Raw genomic sequence first — 17,528 nt, forward strand, 5'->3', positions numbered from 1 at the left:
GTGACCGAACCGGGTGTGAATGAATTGAATGCCGTGCTGGCGCGTGTGCCGTCGGTCGAGCGCGTGCTGTCGTCGGCGCCGCTGCAACCGCTCGTCGCCGACCATGGACGCACGCGCGTGCTGAACGCCGTGCGCGCCGAACTGGAACGCTGGCGCACGGCCGCCCAGCACGATCCCGCGGCGGCCGAGCCGCTCGACGAGCCGCGCATCGCCGCTGCCGTCGCGCGCACGTTGGCCGCGCAGAACGCAGGCGCCGTGCGCACCGTGTTCAACCTGACCGGCACCGTGCTGCACACGAACCTCGGGCGCGCGCTGCTGCCCGATGACGCGGTGCGTGCGGTGGTCGACGCGCTCACGCGGCCCGTCAACCTCGAATTCGATCTCGCCACCGGCCGCCGCGGCGATCGTGACGACCTGATCGACACTTTGCTGTGCGAACTGACGGGCGCGGAAGCCGCGACCGTCGTCAACAACAATGCGGCGGCCGTGCTGCTGACGCTGTCGGCGCTCGCGACGAAGCGGGAAGTGGTCGTGTCGCGCGGCGAGCTGGTCGAGATCGGCGGGGCGTTCCGCATTCCCGACATCATGAGCCGTGCCGGCGCGAAGCTGCGCGAGGTCGGCACGACCAACCGCACGCATCTGCGCGACTACGCGGACGCGATCGGCCCGCGTACCGCGCTGCTGATGAAGGTGCACTGCAGCAACTACGCGATCAGCGGCTTCACGAAGGAGGCGACGCTCGCCGAACTCGCACCGCTCGCGCGCGAGCGCGGCGTGCCGGTCGCCGTCGATCTCGGCAGCGGCACGCTGGCCGATCTGACGCAATGGGGGCTGCCGCACGAGACGACCGTGCAGGAAACCGTCGCCGCCGGTGCAAACGTTGTCACGTTCAGCGGCGACAAGCTGCTCGGCGGGCCGCAGGCGGGCCTGATCGTCGGCGATCGCGCGCTCATCGCGAAGATCAAGAAGCATCCGCTCAAGCGCGCGCTACGCGTGGGCAAGCTGACGCTCGCGGCGCTCGAACCGGTGCTGCGCCTGTACCAGTCGCCCGAATTCCTGCGCGATCGGCTCACGACGCTGCGCCTGCTGACGCGCCCGCAGCGCGAGATCGCCGAGGCGGCCGAGCGCGTGCGGCCGGCGCTGCAGGCTGCGTTCGGCAGCGGTTTCGACGTGACGGTCGAACCGATGTTCAGCCAGATCGGCAGCGGCGCGCTGCCGGTCGACCAGTTGCCGAGCGCCGGCCTCGTGGTGCGCTCGTCGGACGGCAAGCGCAGCGGTCGCGCGCTCGCGCAGCTCGAGAAACGGCTGCGCGAATGGCCGCGCCCGGTGATCGGCCGCATCGCCGACAACGCGCTACGGCTCGACCTGCGCTGCCTCGAAGCGGCCGACGAAGCAGCGTTCGTCGCGCAATGCGCGCCGCTCGCGGGGCCCGCTGCATGATCGTCGGGACCGCGGGACACATCGACCACGGCAAGACCACGCTCGTGCGTGCGCTGACGGGCGTCGACACCGATCGGCTGAAGGAAGAGAAGGCGCGCGGCATCTCGATCGAACTCGGTTACGCGTATACGCCGCTCGACAACGGCGACGTGCTCGGCCTGATCGACGTGCCGGGCCACGAGAAGCTGATTCATACGATGGCGGCCGGCGCGTGCGGCATCGACTTCGCGCTCATCGTGATTGCCGCCGACGACGGTGTGATGCCGCAGACGCGCGAGCATCTCGCGATCCTGCAACTGCTCGGCGTCACGCATGGCGCCGTCGCGCTGACGAAATGCGATCGCGTCGATGCCGCGCGCGTCGTCGAGGTGCGCGACGAGATCGCCGCGTGGCTGCACGATTCGACATTGGCCGGCGTGCCGATTTTCGAAACGCGTGCGACCGTTGCCGACGATCCGGGCGTCGCCGCGTTGAAGCAGCACCTGGCCGACGCGGCGATTGCGTGGCGCGCGCGTCGCGACGACGGCCTGTTCCGGCTCGCGGTCGATCGCGTATTTACGCTCGCCGGGCAGGGTACCGTCGTGACGGGCACCGCGTTCGCGGGCCGCGTCGCGACGGGTGACACGCTCGCGATCGTGCGCACGGGCGGCGCGGCCCGCGTGCGCAGCATCCATGCGCAGAACCGGCCGGTCGAGGCTGGCCGCGCGGGCGAGCGTTGCGCGCTGAATCTGGCCGGCGTCGACAAGGCCGACGTCGAGCGAGGCGACGCCGTCGCCGATGCGCGGCTCGTCTCGACGTCGCCGCGCCTGGATGTCGAGCTGACGCTGCTCGCGGACGCCGGGTTGACGCTGACCCACTGGGCGCCGCTGCACGTGCATCTCGGTACGCTGCATCGCGTGGCTCATGTCGCGCTGCTCGACGGCGACACGCTCGCGGCGGGCCAGCGGATGCGCGTGCAACTGGTATTCGACGAGCCGGTGTTCGCGCTGCCGGGCGACCGCTTCATCGTTCGCAATCCGCAGGCGACGCGCACCGTCGGCGGCGGCCGGGTGCTCGATCCGTTCGGGCCGGCACGCAAGCGCCGCACGCCCGCGCGCCGCGCGTGGCTCGATGCGCTCGCGGCGTGGCTCGACGAAGGGCGCCTCGACGCACTGCTCGCGCAGGCGCCGCTCGGCATTGCGCGCGCGATGCTCACGCATCTGACGGGCTTTGCGCCGAATGCGCTGGCGTTGCCGGACGACGCGCTGGCGATCGGGCAACGCGATGCCGCGTCGAACGAAGGCGCGGTGATTTCCCATGCGCACTGGCGTGCGTTGCAGACGCGGGCGGTCGATACGCTGCGCGTGTATCACGAGCGCATGCCCGACGAGCAGGGGCTCGACGCCGCACGGCTGCGGCGGATGGCTGCGCCGCTCGCCGGCGATGTGCTGTGGCGCGCGCTCGTCGATGCGCTGGTGGCGGGTGGCGAAGTCGCGCGCAGCGGGCCGTGGCTCCATCTGCCGTCGCATTCGGTAAGCCTCGAGCCGCGCGAGGAAGCGCTCGCGCGGCAACTGTTGCCGCTGATTCATGCGGGGCGCTTCGATCCGCCGTGGGTGCGCGACCTGGCCCGCGATACTGGCGCGGCCGAGGACGCGGTGCGCACGCTGCTGCGCAAGCTCGCGCGGCGCGGCGACGTGCATCAGGTCGTGCGGGACCTGTTCTATCACGCGGACGTCGCGCGCGAGCTGGCGGCGCTGGTCGCGCATCTCGCACCGTCGCGCGGCGGCGGGCTCGATGCGGCGACGTTTCGCGACGCGACGGGGCTCGGTCGCAAGCGCGCGATCCAGATTCTCGAGTTCTTCGACCGGGTTGGGTATACTCGCTTCCACCGCGATCTTCACTACCTGCGGCCTGACAGCGGTTGGGTGGGTATTCAGGCGTAGGCGCTTGTTGTTCTTCGGTTTCTTTTTCCCGCGGAAGGCATTCGTATCCGGTGGTACGGCTGGACTTCAAATCCAGTTGGGGGTGTCAGACACTCCCGGGTCGGTTCGACTCCGGCTGCCTTCCGCCACAAGGGTTTCCGGCGTTTCGCGATGTTCCAAACGGAGCCTCTAAACTCCCGGGGGTGTGGGTTTTTCTGCCCGATCCGTGTAACCGGGTTAGGATCGCCCGATCTTCTTGACGGCTTCCGCGAGCCGATCGGTCACCAGGTGAGCGTACCGCTTGGTCGACGTCGTCGTTTTGTGACCCAGCACCCCGGCGACCGTGTAAAGGTCGATTCCGGCGTTGATCATTTCCGATGCGGCGCTATGGCGGAGGTCGTGAAACCGCACCCCCAAATGCCCCGACTTCCGTCGAGCCTTGATCCACTCGTCTTTGATCTTCCACGCCGGCTCGGTAAATTTCACGCTCCGGGCAATAACGGCGATCCGCGGATGAATCGGAATTAGCCGCCGTCGACCATTTTTCGTCGTGCCGAGAGAGAACCCGTCCTTGGTCGGGACCGCGCGCAGAATTTCGCTCATTCGCATCCCGGAGTAGAACGCGGTTCGGATGGCGGCTCGGGTTTGTCGATGCGAGCAAGCTTTCGCGATTTCCAACATTTCGCGGCGCCCCTTATAGACATGGCGCTCATCGCTCTGCTTCGGAATGCCCATTTTTGCCGTCTGGTCGTATTCGATCTTCCCGATCTTGTGAGCATATTTGATCGCCGCCCGAAGGTAGCCGAGCGTGTTGTGTATCGTTCCATCGGAACTCGGCTTCTTGGGGCGCCCTTGGCGGTCAACCTTAGCGCGCATGTATCCGGCGAATCGTGTCGACCAGTCGTAGAGCTCGAGCGCGTCCTGATCCTGGTACTCGGCCGCGTACTTGGTCAGAACCTGTAGCCGGCCCTTGCGGTCTTTCCATTCTGAGCCCTTGTCCGTAACGTGGATCCGGACGCACTCGCCAATCGTGACGATCGGCTTTCGCGCGCCCGTGGCGATGGCGTATACCTCGGCGTCCCATTGACGGCCTAGCTCGTCAGCCTCGCGGCAGCTTGATGATTCTGCGGGTTTGCGTCTTGCGGCCTTCGAGGATGGCCCGTACCATCGGGCCGCTGAAAAGGATAGGGTGTTCGGTCATGCTACGATTCCTCGAACTGGGGAAGTGATATGGCCAATACTTTTAACGAAGACCATCAGATCGAGACCTATAAATCGATGGTCACAATTTCGATCGAGGTGTTCAAATACCTCGCGCTCCTCAATGGCGGGGCAGCGGCCGGAATGCTCGCGATATTCGACCGCTTGTCGAAAGTGATTCCACTTTGTGCACTGAAGGTTTCCTTGGTGTGCTTCGTCGTCGGCCTGCTGTTCACGGGCATTGCGGTTTTCTGTTCGTACTGGACACAGAACACGCTGTTCAACGAAGGATTTCAGCGTTTACCGAAAGGAAAGCACGTTAGGTTTTTGAGGATCGCCACCGCCACCTGTGTACTGAGCTTGCTTGCTTTTTGCATTGGCGCAAGCATAGGCGTCCTGAACGCTCGTCCGAGCCTTTGATATCGTCGTGTCGCTCATCGAACCACTCCAGGCAATTAGTCGTGCGTGCGGCCGTCGAGGTGGCGGCCAGCGGCGCGCTTGCCAAGGCGAACGGAATGCTTGCCGTCGGGCCCTTGGTGAAGGGCGGAATGGGCTGTGCCGAGCATGTCAACGCCTGGCTGATCATGGTCGATCCATTCGCCACATTGCCTGAATAGAAACGGCACGCCGTAGCTCGCGCATTGGTCGCGAAGACCGCGCGCCCAGTCCGGATGCATCGACCGCGCGCCGTGGCCGCTTTCCCCCCAACGATCACCCAGTCGATTTCGGGCGAGCTGTAGCCTGTGCCGTCCTCCGCGTATTCGGTGGTTGGTCCGTGAATCCACGGTGCGTCCGCAGGGCAGTCTTCACAGGACTGCATTTCCTGCATGCAGCAAACGCCAGTTGGGTCGAACCAGGCTCGCAGATCGCCGGGCCCCAACAGCGGCTCCATGGACAAGAACCGGCGGCGTGCCGGCGTCATGAGAAGCTTTTCGATGTCGCGGTCTGCCTCGGCCTGGTCTACGATCGTCGCGCCGATCCAGACGCCGGGCCACGGCAACTCATCCCACGTGTTGAGCCCGTGCGACAGCTCGTCGACAACCTCGTTGAGCAATGATTAGACGAGCTCAATGCATTCGAGCACTCGTTGATGAATTCGAGTGTTTCTTCGCGCTCCTTTCCGGTGTTCTGAAATGTGACGATGCAGTTGTCCGGTATGCCGCCGTTCGCTTCGAGCAGTTGGTGAAGCATGTAGCCGGACGTGCGGCCGCCGCTGAAGCAGATCTGCGCCGGTCCCTCGATCAGGTACGGGTTACGCGAGGCTGCGCATCCGTTTGATTTTAAGCCTGATTCCCAAGGTTATACCCATTTTGCGATTGAACTCATCGTTCGGGACGGGCAGGATGAGCTTGCTCGGACGCGCTTCAGTATTCGAGGTGCGCCCGCAATCGGTGGCGGTCGCGTAGTGTGGGTAAACGGCAAGCAGGTTGCCGGCCGCTCGGAGTCTTTCGTGTCACAGTCGGTCGTGGACCATATCGTGAATGAGATGCAGAAGGCGATGTGATCGAGTACTGTTGCGTCGCAGCTTAGCGCCGTACTCGGATCGATATGTGAAAGCCCGCAAGATAACGGCCTCGCGGGCTTTTTCGTTTGCTTAGCCGAAAATGCCGGACTTGGGCTTCAACGCGTCGTGACCGTCCCAGGTGAGCCTGATGCCCGCAGTGTTGCTGATGTCGATGAGGCCTCTATCGGCAAGCAAACGGATATGGTGATTGATTGCATCGTCTTTCGACGTGTCGCTCCCAGATATGGTGTTACGGATATAGCCCGCAGTCAGATATGCGAATTCACTATCCTCAAGTGTTTTAAGAATCGACTGCAACAGCGCGTTGTCTCGTTTCATTTGGCTCTCGGTGTGGTTGACGCCGGCTGATCCGGCAAACCCATTTTACTTGTCGCCGTTCAATGCGAGACGATATAGGTATCGAAACTTACGGGGCGATTGTCACGTGGCGTTTTCCTCATCCGCGCTTGGATTCGATATGGCAGTCTTCGTGTTCCGTCGCTGCCCGCGCTGCCCGCGCTGCGTGGGCGCGGGCGTTGCTGTCGCCACACTTATGCGATTGCATTATGCAGACCGGTGAGACGAGCGACATCGCGTTACGGTTGCGGAGGCGGCAACTCGATCAGGTCGTCAACCGGCACGGAGAGCGCGCTGGCGATCTTAGAGAGAACGTCGGCAGTGCCGACGCGCTGACGCGTTTCGATCTGGCTGAGATACGGTTTGCTGATGCCTGCCGTAGCGGCGAGTGCGTCTTGCGTCATGCGCAGATGATTGCGCCAGGCACGAACGGGGTGATCGCCTGCCAGCTCAGCATCGAGCACGGCGGCCGGGATGCGTCGACCGTCGTCGCTTGCCTTGGCTTGCGCGTACAGCGCTTCATCTTCGAGATCTTCGATCAGGTCCTTCACGCGGTCCCACAGTTCAATGGGGACCACCGCAAAGGCCCGGTGGCCGTCCTGCTCGATAAATTGAACTTCGGTCATTTGTAGGCACCTCCACGGGGTTTGACGGCCAGCACAACGATCACAACGCGGCCATCTTCGATTTCGTACAACACACGCCAATCGCCAACTCGGAGCCGGTAGCCGGGCTGGCCTGCCAACTTCTTCGCGTTCGGATTCGCAGCGTAAGGATCAACTGCCAATGCATCGATCTTTGCCCGAATCGTCGCCGAAATGTTGCGCGGCATTGCCTTGAGGGCTTGGGCGGCTTGTTTGGTGAATTCGATTGAGTGCATGAACGTATGTTAGCATAATGCTAACGAATGTGCAAATAATGTTAGCGGGATTGTAGAGATGGCACGACGCCCGATGAAGCCGTGCAAGCACAGGGGATGCGGTGCGCTCGTCGCGGATGGTAGTCCGGGGAAGCGGCAGTTAAATACGCAGGAACCCGATTTCGGTCTGGTCACGAATATCGAACCGCCGGAATGGCTGGATCCTCAGGCGGTGGAAATGTGGGAGCGCGTAGCGCCCCTGCTCTGCAAGCAGAAGACCCGCGCAATCCAGCGTTTCGATTCGTCGATCGATGCGTGATGGACAGAGCGCCTCCTGCCCGTGGTGATCACTCCATTTCATGAGCCGATTGCCTGCGGACGCTGCATCGGTCGCCGGGGGCGATTCGAAGGGGACCGCCTGGCCGAAGGCCGGCGGCGCATCGACCGATGGCGGGCCTTCTTCGACGCCGTGCATCAAGCAAATCCCCGCCCTTCGATCCATGGCGAACGACCCGGCCGATCGCACCGATCGATTGCACCGATCGCTTCCATCGCCGCGGTCGGTTTTCTTCTCCGTTCTCTCTTCGCATCCCGATCGTTCCGTTCGCATCGCGTCGGCGAAAGCCGGCCCGATACAAGAGACTAACCGCCAGGGGACGTCCACCGCACGAGCCGGCAGCAAGCGTGGCACGGCTGGGCGCGACGCCGCCGTGCGCTTTTTGATTGCAGCACTCCAGCAGACGAGGACATCGTGACTTACACAGGATGCAGGGACGAGATTGCCGGCGGCCTAACCAAGGTGCTGTGGACGGCTTCGCAGCTCGACGACGAAGCCGACTTCGAGGATCTCCTCGAGGCGATCCGCGTGCTTCGGCCCAAATGGCCCGGCACGGGGACGGTCGCCGCGTGGCGCTACGTCCGGCGCCAGGCATGGGGCGACGCGCGCCGCGTGCTCGAAGACGACGACACCGAAGCGAAGCGCTCGGGGCTTCATACCGCGCTGATGGCGGTGTGTCTGTTCGGCCTCGAAGACCCGCTGTGGCACAGCTATGCGCTCAGCGCGGCCGAGCAGCGCGAAAGCATCGAGGGCGCGAAGATCGGCGCGCGTCTGCTCGAGCGTGCCGCCAAGCTCGACGCCAGCGTTCAGGCGCCTGCGTCCACCGACGCGCCGGCGAGCACGCACGGCGGGCCGGCCGACAACAGCGGATTCTCCGCGTCGATGACGTGGGTCCGCGCATGAGTGTCCGTTTCATGTTTTCCGTGCGCCGGGCGATTCGCATTTCAATCGCGGCCTTCGCATCGGTGCGCTTGTAGCAGCGACAGCAACCTAGACTGACTTTGCTTCGTAGTACCCACGGTCACGCAACACTTACCCGACAGGAAGGAAACATCATGAATCTGAACGTTCCGAGTATGACCACTTACCCCACCGATCCGGCGAGCTACCTGCAACGGCTGACCAACGGTGCCTCGACGAGCTCGACGCAGGACGTGCTCAAGGATCTCATCGGCCTCATCAGCCAGTTGCTCAAGCAGATGCAGACCGGGCAGAACGGGCAGCCCGGCGGCATGCCGGGCGGCGCCGGCGGTGCTGGCGGCATGCCCGGTGGCGGCGCGGGCGCGATGCCCGGCGGTGCGGGCGCCACGCCCGGCGGCATGGGGGGCGCGGGCGCCATGCCGGGCGGCACCGGCGGGATGACGGTGCAAAACGCGGCGGGCGTACTGGCCTCGTACATGGGCCAGCATGGCATCAACGCGTCGGATCCGAACACGATGTACAAACTCGCGACGAACGCCGACGGCGGCACGCCACCCACGGTGCAGCAAGCGGCGCAGACCATGCTCGCGAACCCGGCTGCGTACCAGCAGATCGACACGCACGACGTGGCGGGCACCGACGGCAAGTCCGCGGTCGGCAATTTCCAATGGGCGGCTCAAGGCGGACTCGGCGCGGCGGGCAACGCAACGGGCGGCGCGGGCGGCGTGGCGGGGCAGTCGGGGGCGACGGGCGGCTTGCCGGGCACGGGCGGTTTCCCGGCGAACACCAGTACGCTGCCGACGACGGGTGGCTTGCCGACGACGGGCGCGACGGCAGGCTTCACACCCGGTACGGGTGACCTCTTGAAGGACGGCAAGCCGCTGCAGATGGCCGACGAGGGCAAGGCGCTGGCCAACTTCAACGCGCAGGACGGCGCCGACTTCCAGGCCATGGAAAGCGCGTTGTCGCACGGCGACGGCAATGCCGCGGCGAAGACGCTCGCCAACGCGGTGAAGTCGGGCAAGCTGAGCCAGTCGGATGCGGCGGCGATCGGCGCACAGCTGCAGCAGACGGCGAACGCGCATGGCGGTGGCAAGATCAGCCACGACGCGAGCAAGGCGCTTTCGGATGCGCTGGGCGGCGCGAACGTGCTGACGCCGGGCAAGACGCGCGCCGCGATTGCCTTCGAGAACATCACCGGCATTCACACGGGTACGATCGCCGGCGTCAGCACGAAGTAACGTCGCCGGCCGTTCCGGCGATCATCCCGATCGGCGACCCGAGCGGCCGCCGATCGGGGGGCTGCAGGAAACGACGATCGGGGACAAGCTGCCACAATCGGCGGCCGCGCTGCGAAAGACCGCAGCGCGGCCGCTTCGTCGTTTACCGGCGCAACCGATGTCCTGATTCAGCCCTCCATCTGCCGACGAAGGGACGCGTTCAGCGGGCTCCATTCGAGCAAGGCGACGAAGCCGTCCTGCGCGGCGACCACGACCCAGCGCCGGTACTGATGCACGATCTGCCCGGGCTCGTACGTGTGTGCTTCCTGCCACGCGGTGGTGCGCCGCACGTGGACGGTCGTGCCGAAGAGCGGCGCGATCGATTCGACGTTCCCGCAGGCCCGCACGACGCGCATCACCTCGGCCACGGGCCGCGCGAAATCGATCGTGCGCTCGGCATCGGCAACGCGCGGCCAGTAGCTGCCCGCACCTTGCGGACGCCGTTCGTTCCAAAGCCGATCGAAGTCGCGGGCCACGCGCGTGGCCAGCCGATGGGCGGCCATCTGCAGCTTCAGCTGCAGCGTCTCGTGCCATTCGTCGGCATCGAGCGGAAAGCATTCGGCATCGACGATCTCCCCGGTATCGAAATCGGCGTCGATGCGATGGCAACTGACGCCCCACTCGCGCCGCCCCTCGAGGATCGCGCGCATGGCCGGGTACGGGCCGCGCCCGTCGGGCAGCGGTGACGGATGGAAGTTGGCCGCATGGCGCAGATAGGGCTGCCACGCCGGAATCTTCCAGTTGTAGCCGGCCACGATCAGTGCGTCGCATTGCCGTTCGGCGAGCCGGCGCAGATCGTCTTCGTTCATGCGTGACAGCTGCATCGGAATGCGCAGCTTGTCCGCGCGCTCGACGAGTTCGCTATTGAAGTCGAGCCGGTTGTCGACCGGAATCGAGTAGAGCGCCACAGGCACCCAGCCGGCGGCGACGAACGCGTCGAAGACGACACGCCAGCGATCGAAGCCGGCGAACGCGAATCGCATGATCGGATCTCCCTTTCGCATTGAAGGTCAGGGCGGCATGGACGGCGATGACGGCCGACGGCCACCCCGCTTCACGGTAAGCGCGCACGGTGGCGGATAGCCCGCGTATTCCGAAGTTTCGTCGAGTGCCGCGAACCGGCGAATCATCGCCGGCTGCGCGCCGCGGCGAGGGCGTCGCGATTGCGCGCGACGCCGCGCCGCGCGTCAGGACCTCAGCGCGAGGTTTTTCTTGATGAGGTCCTCCGCCGTCTTCGCGGCGGTTGCCGTGAGGCCGGGCTGCCCGATGATGTTGGCGATCTGTTTGAGCCGCTCGCTGTCGGTCAGCGGTGCGGCGCTCCGGCTGGAAGCCGATGTATCGCGCGGCGCCGGCGCCTCTTGCGGTTTTTCGCGCCGCGCGCGTGCAAGCTGCGAAAGCAGCAGTGCCGCTTCGCCCTTCGGAATGCCGCTGTCCGTCAGCAGCGTGTGCGCGGCGATCAGATCCTGGTTGCGGCTCGCGCGCGGATGGTTGCCCACGATCGCGAGCGCCTGCCTGGCGCGCTGCGAGGCTGATGCATCGACTGCCATGTCGGCACCCGCGAGCGCCGCGAGCGTGGCCGGATCGAGGCGCCCGATGCTCCTGGCGACCATCGACAGAATGTGCTTGACCACGATGTCGCGCTCGGCATCCTTGTGTACCTTCGCCTTGTCTTCGGCGTGCATGCCCGCGATCAAGCGCTTACCGAACGACGTCGTGCTGTTGGCGTAGCGGCGTGCGTCGTCATAGAGCGACGCATAGATACCGGCCTGCGCCTGCGGGCTGCGCACGTCCGCGGGCAGGCCTTCGTCCGCCGGCCGCGCCTCCATGGCGCGCAGATCGTCGATCTTCGCGCGGCTCGTTTGCAGCGCCGCGCGCAGGCGCTCGTCCTGCGTCTGGCCCGTGTAGTCGTGCGGGGCCAATACCGTGTCGACGTAGCGTTGAATCGTGGCGGCCTTCGCATTGCGCAGGTTTTGCCGTCCTTCGACAAACGGCTTCTTCAAATCGAGCGCTTCCTTGACTGCGTTGGTCAGGTGCCCGGATGCCGCGAGCGGCGCCAGCGCGCCGTGCGAGCCGCCCACGAGCAGCCCGCTTGCCGTCAGACCGAGGGCGGACGTGACCGACTGGTAGAGCGCGCCGTTACGTTGCTTGCCCTTGTTCTCGGCGATGCTCATGGCGGTCAATACGTCGCGGGCATGCTGCGTGAGCGGATGCGCGTCGTCTCGCGCGATGCGCGAGAGCTTGCCTGTGTCGTATTGCCATTGTCCGTTGCCGTTTTTCGTCAGCAGCAGGTTGTCGACCTGGTTCGGCATCGGCGCGCCCGGCGGGCGTTTTTCGGGGTGCTCGAAGCGTTCGACGTCGGCGGCGAGCATCGCCTTGACCTTGTTTTCGTAACGGCGATGGATCGAATGCGCGGCGGCGGCGTTCGAGCCCGAGGCCAGCGCGTTCACGAGGTCGGTGGCGGGCGCCGCGTCGTAGCCGAACTGCCCGTGCGCCGCCGTCGATACGCCGTTCAGGCCGTCTTTCGCGGGCCGCTTGGCGGCGAAGGCCGTCAACGTCATGCCTTTGCGGTTGACACCCATCGCGTGCGCGAAATCGGCGAAGCGCCGGCCTTTGCCGCCGGCACCCGGCACGAATGCGCCGATGTCGTCCACACCGGGCTTCTGCGGTGCGATAGCCGCGGCGGGCTTGGGCGCAGCGGGCACAGCGGGCGCGGTGGGCGGACCTTCCGCGCGCGGGCGCTTGCCGAGGCCGCCGAGCGCGTCGATGAGCGCGCCGGCACTCGCGCGCCGCGTCGGCACCGGCGCGGGCTTCGCTCCCGTGGACGGGCCGGGGTCGCTCGGCGTGCGGGTGAGGGCGGCGGATTCGATCGCATGCGACCGGAACTCGATCTTCGGTGGAGGAGCCATGATGTTCTCGGACCAGGAGACAGGATGGACTGGACTGTGCAAGCCGGTCATGACACTCCCGTGAACCGCGCGAAGCATCGTCCGGATTGGCGAAGCAGGTTCGCGGCGGCCTGCCGCCGAGCCGTCTCGCGGGTGTCGCTCATTCGGTTTTCGCGGTGCGGCTTCGCGCGCGCGAACGCGTTCGTATCCGCATTCATTAGATTGGAACGAGGGCCGGCTTCGCGCGGTTCCGTTTCGCGCGTTCCATCGAACGCGCGTTTCTTTCACGATCAAGGAGAAAACGAATGAGCTTCATCGGCAATATTGTGAAAAGCGTGGTCGGGGACGTCACCAAGGCTGCCGGGGATGTCCTCCATGGTGTCGGCAACGCGCTGCACGGCGCGGCGACGTTCGGCAAGGGGCTGCTGAGCGGCAACCCGAAGGAAGCCCTTGCAGGGGCGGGGGCCATTGCGACGGGTGGGCTCGAGGCGCTCGAGGGCGGCACGGCGCTCGCGGAAAACCTGACGCCGGAGGGCGCCGCTACCGCACTCGCATTGGCGGGTGGCAAGGAAGCGGTGCGAACGCTGACTGCGGGCACGGGCGCAGCCTGATGTACGGACGGTGACGAGCATGATGGAGCTTCTTACCGAACTGCCGGCCGATGCGCCGGCCATGGCGCAGGCGATCATCGAGCATATCGAGGCCAACGAGCTGGACGAGGCCGAGGCGCTGCTGGCGCGCATGCACGATGTCTACCCCGAAACGCGCGAGGTGCACGTGTTTGCCGTGACGATCGCATTGGTGCGCGGGCGTCCGCACGATGCGTGGCAGATGGTGAACGGATTGCCCGACGATCGCGCGCCCGAACTGAAGGCAATCTGCCTGAAAGTCCTCGACGATCCGTCGTGGCATGGCTATGCGACGGCACACGAGGACAGTGCCGATCCCTACGTGCGCCTTGCCATGCGACGCCTGCTCGAACGAGACTGATGCCCGATTGCACCGCGCCGGATCGAATCGTCGTGCAAGCCGATTCGGCGCAATCGGGCTCTCAACCTGCCACCCGATAACGGTGTACGCGCCTGGACCGCACCAGCCGCGCCTGACGCATCAACGATCGAGCTCGACAAGGCCGACGTCGTGTCCGAGCAAGCGCAACGCTTGCGACATCCTCCCGCTGCCGTCGCTTCGACGAGCCTCCTCATGAATACGGCGCACCGCCGCCAGCGCCATCGCGTCGCAGATTTGATCTGCGTGGGCGCGACCGGGTAGTTCGTAAATTGCCGGCGAGCGGTGTTCTCGCGCGGCAAAAAAATCCCGCCCGGACATCGGGCGGGATCGTGCGAACTTCAAACGCCCCGGGGGGGGCGGACGCGTTCGCGTTCAGAAACCTTGCGCGAGGAATTGCTCGGCGTACTTGTTGCGGTTTTCCATTTGCGGATCGGTGGCCTGTTCGTAGTCCTTGTCCCAGACCAGGGCCGCTTGTTCCGCCGTCGTCGTCTGCTTGATGTCCGTGATCGTCTTGCTGTACGTCGTGTCGAGTTCCTGATTCATGAAGCCGATGTTGGCTTCGAGGCTGCCCGGGTCGAGCCCGTGCTCCTTCGCATAGTTGATTTCGCCCTGTTTGCGTGTGCCGCCCCATTGCGCAAGACCCCAGCCGTTGGCGTTGTCGTCAGCGAAGTTGCCGGAGGGCGCGCCCTTCGCGCCGCCTTGATTGACGTTGCCTTGCAGCCCGCTTTCCTGCTGCAGGTTGCCGAGCACGCCGGCTACCTGCGCGTCGGTCAGGCCGTAGCGCGATTTGAGATCCTGTGCGATGGCGTGCGCGGCGTCGCCGCCCGATACAGTGGGCAGCGTGTTGCCGTGGCTGCCGCCGCCACCGCTTCCACCGCCGCCTATGCCCGGCGCCGCGCCGCTACCGCCCTGGCCGCCACCGCCGCCACTCACGCCAGCGGGTGCGGTGCCGCCGCCGCCGGCATAGGCGGGCGGCGCGGAGTACGAAGGCGTACCGCCGCCGATGCCGCCCACGCCACCCGCATCGCCTGAATTCTGGCTGGAGGGATCGAGAATCTGCTTGATTTCTTCGATGAGCAACTCGAGCAGTTGTGCGAGCTGCGATTCGTTCGTGCCGCCAATGCCGCCGACATCATCGATGCCGTTCAGATAGCCGGCGTTATAGCCTTGTACTGCTGTAGTGGACATGATTTTCTCCGCGTGAGAATGACGGTATTCATCAGCTGCTGATGGAGGGCCGATAGCGGCCGCCCGCGAAACCTAATTTATTGCCCGGCGCTTACAGTGCGTTGACGGATGCGAAGTCGTCGTCGGATTGCCGAACCGCGTGGCGACCGCGATGCCGTTGCGAGCGGCTTGCGGCAGGCGAGCCGCCGCGCCACCGATGCGGCCACCTGCGCGAACCTGCGTCGTTTCGCTTGCTCGGCGCACCCCGGTTGCTCAGGCGGTCGTGCGATGCATCACGCCCAGTTCCACCGCGTTGTCGGCGCCGATCGTTCGCCCCTCGTTCGACCGGTTCGACGGGCCCGACGTGCTCGCGGCAAACGGCAGGCATCCCGCGATGATGAGCAGTGCGCCCAACGCGTTCTCCGCGAAGCTCTTGCCGCCGGCGGACCAATCGCCTTTACCCTCCACGGCGTGATTGACCACGGCGGTGGCGGCATAAAGGGAGAGGAACAGGCTGAGACGCGCGATTCCCGCGCCGGCCGCCTTGTCCCCGAGCTGCCTGGCCGTGCTGGTTGCGGAGGTGTCGATCTTGCCCCAGCTCAGGCGCAGCGTCTTCAGTTCATCGAGCGCCTTGCCCGTGAAGCCGTGCGTCGCGATTTCCGAGGCCACGCGTCCCCCGATCGCATCCAGCCCCTCGCCGGCGGCATTCGCCGCCGAATAGCCGAACAGGCCTTTGATCGCTGCGTTGCTCTTCGTGTGGTGAATGAGGCTGTCGACGTAGGACGGGGCCGACCATTGCGAGCTGCCCTGCGCGGTGTTCACGGCGAGCTGGTTTCCGAAATACGGAGCGTCGTTGAGCAGCTGACCTCTGACGGGGTGCTCGTAGCCTGCGTCGTGATTGCCTTCGAGCGGGCGGAACACGTTGATCACGTCGCGCGCCAGGTATGCGTACGATTTGATCGCGCTAGGCAGTATGCTGGAGAGCTGCCCAAGGTGCCCGTTGCCCTCGTCGTTCTTGCCGGTATAGGCTGCGGTGGCCACTGTTGCTATCAGCGCGAAGATCTGCGCACCGTGGCCCGCGTAGGTCTTGTTGTCCGCGGCGCCGGTGTGATACTTGTGCAACATCGCGGCCAGGTTGCCCATCGCGGCCGCCGTGAACAGCGTGGCCGTAATTGCGCCGCGTGTTTCGGGCCCGGCACCGGTCTTGTCGAGGACTGCTTCGGCAGCCATCGAGCACAACTCCCGGAAGAGCGTGGCGCCGCCGGTTGCGACGAATTCATGACTGAACGCGTTGACGAGGTTGGCCGTCCACCCTTTGAGCGGTTGCGCGGCGCCGTAGGGGTTCCGGGTCAGCATGTCGCCGACGTTCGAGATGAACGACTGGATCTGTCCCGGCCGGGACAGCGCGGCCGACAGGTTGTTGGTGATCGAGGCGGCCGATGCCGGACGTGTGCCCTCGGTCTCCGCGCCCGAGATCTCCGTGGGCACCGATGTCGCGGCGGCGGCCAGCGTGCGGGTTTCCGGTGCTACCCGGGACGACGCGCTCGGAACGGTTGCTTCGGACGGGATTTCGGAATCCTGACTGTTGATGTCGTGCGCGACGACGTGAGGCGCCGAGAAGCTGGCCGGCTTCGGGGAGAGGGCGCTCCGGGACGCCGTGTCGTGCGCCTTGGGCAACGAAGGTGTGTCGGGCAGGCGCGACGATGAGGCTTCCGCGTGGGAAGGCGTCGTGAAAGTGTTTTTTGTCGGCATCGGTTCGTCTTGCGGTGGCGCGGCGCTCGTCGTTGCCTTTTCTTCGAGCGCGGGCGCCTCTTTCGGGAGCGGCACCGGGCTGGCCGCGCGCGACGTGTCGGGTGTCGATTCGGCCTCGCTCGTCGTCGCGGCTGTCAGCCCCGTGGCCGCCTTCTCGTGCGGCAACGGGCTGCCCGAACGCGACGTGGCCGATTGCGTGTCGGCAGCTTTCGTTTCCACGGTCTCCTGATGTCGAACGGACGCCGCACTGTCGTGCTGCGATGCAGGCGTGTGTGGCTGCGGTTCCTCGTGTACGGGCACTTCTTCGCTCGACTCCCCGCCGCCCGACAAGTTGAGCACCGGTATCGTCCCGTCTTCCAAGGCTGCACGTTGAGCGCCCAGCTTGCCCGAACCGGGCAGCGACCGTGAGCCGCCTTGGCGGCCGATCGCGGAGCCTGACGACGAGGCGCGCGTAGGCAGCGAGCTGCGCCTGACCGGCATCGGCGCCGGCAGCGGCGGCGACGGGAGCTGCTGTACCGTCCCGGCCGGTTGCGATGTTGTCAAAAGCGGGCTCGCCTGCGCCGGTGCGTGGTTGCCGGTGTGCGCCGGAAGGGCGGGCGCATTGCCCAGAGCGCCGAGCAATGCGCCGCCGGAGGGGCGCGGGCCGGTCATCGATGCGCTTCGTTGGCGCGGGGCCGGCGCAGGCTGCGTGTTGTCGCGCGGGAGGTCGAGCGATGATGACCGTACTTGCGTGCTGTTTCTGATCGGCATGACGTTTCCTTTCGGTTGATTTCGATCGTTCGACGTCGCCTCGCGACAAAGGCCCTGATGGACTTTCGCGCTGCCTCGTCGCGTCCAGGTGGTCGACGTGTCTCGCCCGTCGATTCCGTCTTCGCGCTTTGCGAACGTGGGTTCTCGTGTTGGAAAGGTAAAAC

At 65.7% G+C, this 17,528-nt stretch carries 17 protein-coding genes, 1 tRNA gene and 2 pseudogenes; 9 read left to right on the plus strand and 11 right to left on the minus strand.

Annotated elements, in window-relative coordinates:
• The 3 genes from selA (at window position 1) to CFB52_RS20135 (ending at window position 3,490) form a co-directional block, all read left to right on the plus strand.
• Window positions 1-1,440: an L-seryl-tRNA(Sec) selenium transferase gene (selA, locus tag CFB52_RS20125; protein WP_099317255.1), complete on the plus strand. Its 1,440-nt coding sequence runs from the start codon at window positions 1-3 to the stop codon at window positions 1,438-1,440.
• Window positions 1,437-3,362: a selenocysteine-specific translation elongation factor gene (gene selB / locus CFB52_RS20130; RefSeq protein WP_099317256.1), complete on the plus strand. Its 1,926-nt coding sequence runs from the start codon at window positions 1,437-1,439 to the stop codon at window positions 3,360-3,362. Before selA ends, selB begins: the two co-directional genes overlap by 4 nt.
• A gap of 32 nt (window positions 3,363-3,394) precedes the next feature.
• A tRNA-Sec gene (locus CFB52_RS20135) sits at window positions 3,395-3,490 on the plus strand.
• Window positions 3,491-3,578: 88 nt separating this feature from the next.
• Here the strand turns inward: CFB52_RS20135 and CFB52_RS20140 are convergent.
• Window positions 3,579-4,217, minus strand: a complete 639-nt coding sequence (locus tag CFB52_RS20140; RefSeq protein WP_226224847.1) for a site-specific integrase — start codon at window positions 4,215-4,217, stop codon at window positions 3,579-3,581.
• Window positions 4,218-4,571: 354 nt separating this feature from the next.
• On the opposite strand from CFB52_RS20140, the gene CFB52_RS20145 reads away from it, so the two are divergent.
• A complete protein-coding gene (locus CFB52_RS20145; RefSeq protein WP_099317258.1) occupies window positions 4,572-4,961 on the plus strand; it encodes a hypothetical protein in 390 nt (129 codons plus the stop codon).
• Window positions 4,962-4,996: 35 nt separating this feature from the next.
• Here the strand turns inward: CFB52_RS20145 and CFB52_RS20150 are convergent.
• Window positions 4,997-5,526, minus strand: a pseudogene (locus CFB52_RS20150) (DUF5131 family protein); the annotation flags it as partial.
• A 216-nt stretch (window positions 5,527-5,742) separates the two neighbouring features.
• Between CFB52_RS20150 and CFB52_RS34700 the strand changes: the two are divergent.
• On the plus strand, window positions 5,743-6,045 hold the full coding sequence (locus tag CFB52_RS34700) for a hypothetical protein (protein WP_099317259.1): 303 nt from the start codon (window positions 5,743-5,745) through the stop codon (window positions 6,043-6,045).
• A gap of 90 nt (window positions 6,046-6,135) precedes the next feature.
• Here the strand turns inward: CFB52_RS34700 and CFB52_RS20160 are convergent, their stop codons facing one another.
• From CFB52_RS20160 to CFB52_RS34705, 4 genes are all read right to left on the minus strand, one after another.
• Window positions 6,136-6,384: a hypothetical protein gene (locus CFB52_RS20160; protein WP_099317260.1), complete on the minus strand. Its 249-nt coding sequence runs from the start codon at window positions 6,382-6,384 to the stop codon at window positions 6,136-6,138.
• Between the two features lie 257 nt (window positions 6,385-6,641).
• Complete coding sequence (locus CFB52_RS20165; protein WP_081103890.1) at window positions 6,642-7,028, minus strand: helix-turn-helix domain-containing protein; 387 nt, start codon at window positions 7,026-7,028, stop codon at window positions 6,642-6,644.
• Complete coding sequence (locus CFB52_RS20170; protein WP_099317261.1) at window positions 7,025-7,282, minus strand: type II toxin-antitoxin system RelE/ParE family toxin; 258 nt, start codon at window positions 7,280-7,282, stop codon at window positions 7,025-7,027. Before CFB52_RS20170 ends, CFB52_RS20165 begins: the two co-directional genes overlap by 4 nt.
• A 139-nt stretch (window positions 7,283-7,421) precedes the next feature.
• Entirely contained in the window at window positions 7,422-7,736 is a 315-nt protein-coding gene (locus tag CFB52_RS34705; protein WP_180278234.1) for a hypothetical protein, read from the minus strand.
• 276 nt (window positions 7,737-8,012) lie between these two features.
• On the opposite strand from CFB52_RS34705, the gene CFB52_RS20180 reads away from it, so the two are divergent.
• Together CFB52_RS20180 and CFB52_RS20185 are read left to right on the plus strand one after the other, a co-directional pair.
• Window positions 8,013-8,501 (plus strand): HrpB1 family type III secretion system apparatus protein, encoded by a 489-nt coding sequence (locus tag CFB52_RS20180; RefSeq protein WP_099317262.1) that lies wholly within the window; start codon window positions 8,013-8,015, stop codon window positions 8,499-8,501.
• A 152-nt stretch (window positions 8,502-8,653) separates the two neighbouring features.
• A complete protein-coding gene (locus CFB52_RS20185) occupies window positions 8,654-9,760 on the plus strand; it encodes a hypothetical protein (protein ID WP_099317263.1) in 1,107 nt (368 codons plus the stop codon).
• A 167-nt stretch (window positions 9,761-9,927) separates the two neighbouring features.
• Here the strand turns inward: CFB52_RS20185 and CFB52_RS20190 are convergent, their stop codons facing one another.
• Together CFB52_RS20190 and CFB52_RS20195 are read right to left on the minus strand one after the other, a co-directional pair.
• Window positions 9,928-10,782, minus strand: coding sequence for a methionyl-tRNA formyltransferase (locus CFB52_RS20190; protein ID WP_099317264.1), 855 nt, complete (start codon window positions 10,780-10,782; stop codon window positions 9,928-9,930).
• A gap of 204 nt (window positions 10,783-10,986) precedes the next feature.
• On the minus strand, window positions 10,987-12,705 hold the full coding sequence (locus CFB52_RS20195) for a hypothetical protein (protein WP_257220534.1): 1,719 nt from the start codon (window positions 12,703-12,705) through the stop codon (window positions 10,987-10,989).
• A gap of 284 nt (window positions 12,706-12,989) precedes the next feature.
• On the opposite strand from CFB52_RS20195, the gene CFB52_RS20200 reads away from it, so the two are divergent.
• Both CFB52_RS20200 and CFB52_RS20205 read left to right on the plus strand, forming a co-directional pair.
• Window positions 12,990-13,295, plus strand: coding sequence for a hypothetical protein (locus CFB52_RS20200; protein WP_059639194.1), 306 nt, complete (start codon window positions 12,990-12,992; stop codon window positions 13,293-13,295).
• 19 nt (window positions 13,296-13,314) lie between these two features.
• Window positions 13,315-13,674 carry an HrpB1 family type III secretion system apparatus protein gene (locus CFB52_RS20205; protein ID WP_099317266.1) on the plus strand — a complete coding sequence of 120 codons (360 nt, stop codon included), beginning with the start codon at window positions 13,315-13,317 and terminating at the stop codon, window positions 13,672-13,674.
• 11 nt (window positions 13,675-13,685) lie between these two features.
• Here CFB52_RS20205 and CFB52_RS20210 read toward each other — a convergent pair.
• From CFB52_RS20210 to CFB52_RS20220, 3 genes and pseudogenes are all read right to left on the minus strand, one after another.
• Window positions 13,686-13,951: pseudogene (locus CFB52_RS20210) on the minus strand (IS3 family transposase); the annotation flags it as partial.
• A 116-nt stretch (window positions 13,952-14,067) separates the two neighbouring features.
• Entirely contained in the window at window positions 14,068-14,883 is an 816-nt protein-coding gene (locus CFB52_RS20215) for a phage tail tip lysozyme (RefSeq protein ID WP_099317267.1), read from the minus strand.
• A 252-nt stretch (window positions 14,884-15,135) separates the two neighbouring features.
• Window positions 15,136-17,265 (minus strand): hypothetical protein, encoded by a 2,130-nt coding sequence (locus CFB52_RS20220; RefSeq protein WP_099317882.1) that lies wholly within the window; start codon window positions 17,263-17,265, stop codon window positions 15,136-15,138.
• Window positions 17,266-17,528 lie beyond the last annotated feature (263 nt).

This window comes from Burkholderia sp. AU18528, from assembly GCF_002223215.2.
GTDB classification, from domain to species: domain Bacteria; phylum Pseudomonadota; class Gammaproteobacteria; order Burkholderiales; family Burkholderiaceae; genus Burkholderia; species Burkholderia semiarida.

What these genes read in the sequence shown, in the direction of transcription:
- CFB52_RS20140 (WP_226224847.1), bottom strand. Translation starts at nt 4,217, where the DNA reads ATGCGCGCTAAGGTTGACCGCCAAGGGCGCCCCAAGAAGCCGAGTTCC.
- CFB52_RS20145 (WP_099317258.1), top strand. Translation starts at nt 4,572, where the DNA reads ATGGCCAATACTTTTAACGAAGACCATCAGATCGAGACCTATAAATCG.
- CFB52_RS20185 (WP_099317263.1), top strand. Translation starts at nt 8,654, where the DNA reads ATGAATCTGAACGTTCCGAGTATGACCACTTACCCCACCGATCCGGCG.
- CFB52_RS20200 (WP_059639194.1), top strand. Translation starts at nt 12,990, where the DNA reads ATGAGCTTCATCGGCAATATTGTGAAAAGCGTGGTCGGGGACGTCACC.
- CFB52_RS20160 (WP_099317260.1), bottom strand. Translation starts at nt 6,384, where the DNA reads ATGAAACGAGACAACGCGCTGTTGCAGTCGATTCTTAAAACACTTGAG.
- selB (WP_099317256.1), top strand. Translation starts at nt 1,437, where the DNA reads ATGATCGTCGGGACCGCGGGACACATCGACCACGGCAAGACCACGCTC.
- CFB52_RS20170 (WP_099317261.1), bottom strand. Translation starts at nt 7,282, where the DNA reads ATGCACTCAATCGAATTCACCAAACAAGCCGCCCAAGCCCTCAAGGCA.
- CFB52_RS20205 (WP_099317266.1), top strand. Translation starts at nt 13,315, where the DNA reads ATGATGGAGCTTCTTACCGAACTGCCGGCCGATGCGCCGGCCATGGCG.
- CFB52_RS20220 (WP_099317882.1), bottom strand. Translation starts at nt 17,265, where the DNA reads ATGACCGGCCCGCGCCCCTCCGGCGGCGCATTGCTCGGCGCTCTGGGC.
- CFB52_RS20165 (WP_081103890.1), bottom strand. Translation starts at nt 7,028, where the DNA reads ATGACCGAAGTTCAATTTATCGAGCAGGACGGCCACCGGGCCTTTGCG.
- CFB52_RS20215 (WP_099317267.1), bottom strand. Translation starts at nt 14,883, where the DNA reads ATGTCCACTACAGCAGTACAAGGCTATAACGCCGGCTATCTGAACGGC.
- CFB52_RS20195 (WP_257220534.1), bottom strand. Translation starts at nt 12,705, where the DNA reads ATGGCTCCTCCACCGAAGATCGAGTTCCGGTCGCATGCGATCGAATCC.
- CFB52_RS34705 (WP_180278234.1), bottom strand. Translation starts at nt 7,736, where the DNA reads ATGCACGGCGTCGAAGAAGGCCCGCCATCGGTCGATGCGCCGCCGGCC.
- CFB52_RS20190 (WP_099317264.1), bottom strand. Translation starts at nt 10,782, where the DNA reads ATGCGATTCGCGTTCGCCGGCTTCGATCGCTGGCGTGTCGTCTTCGAC.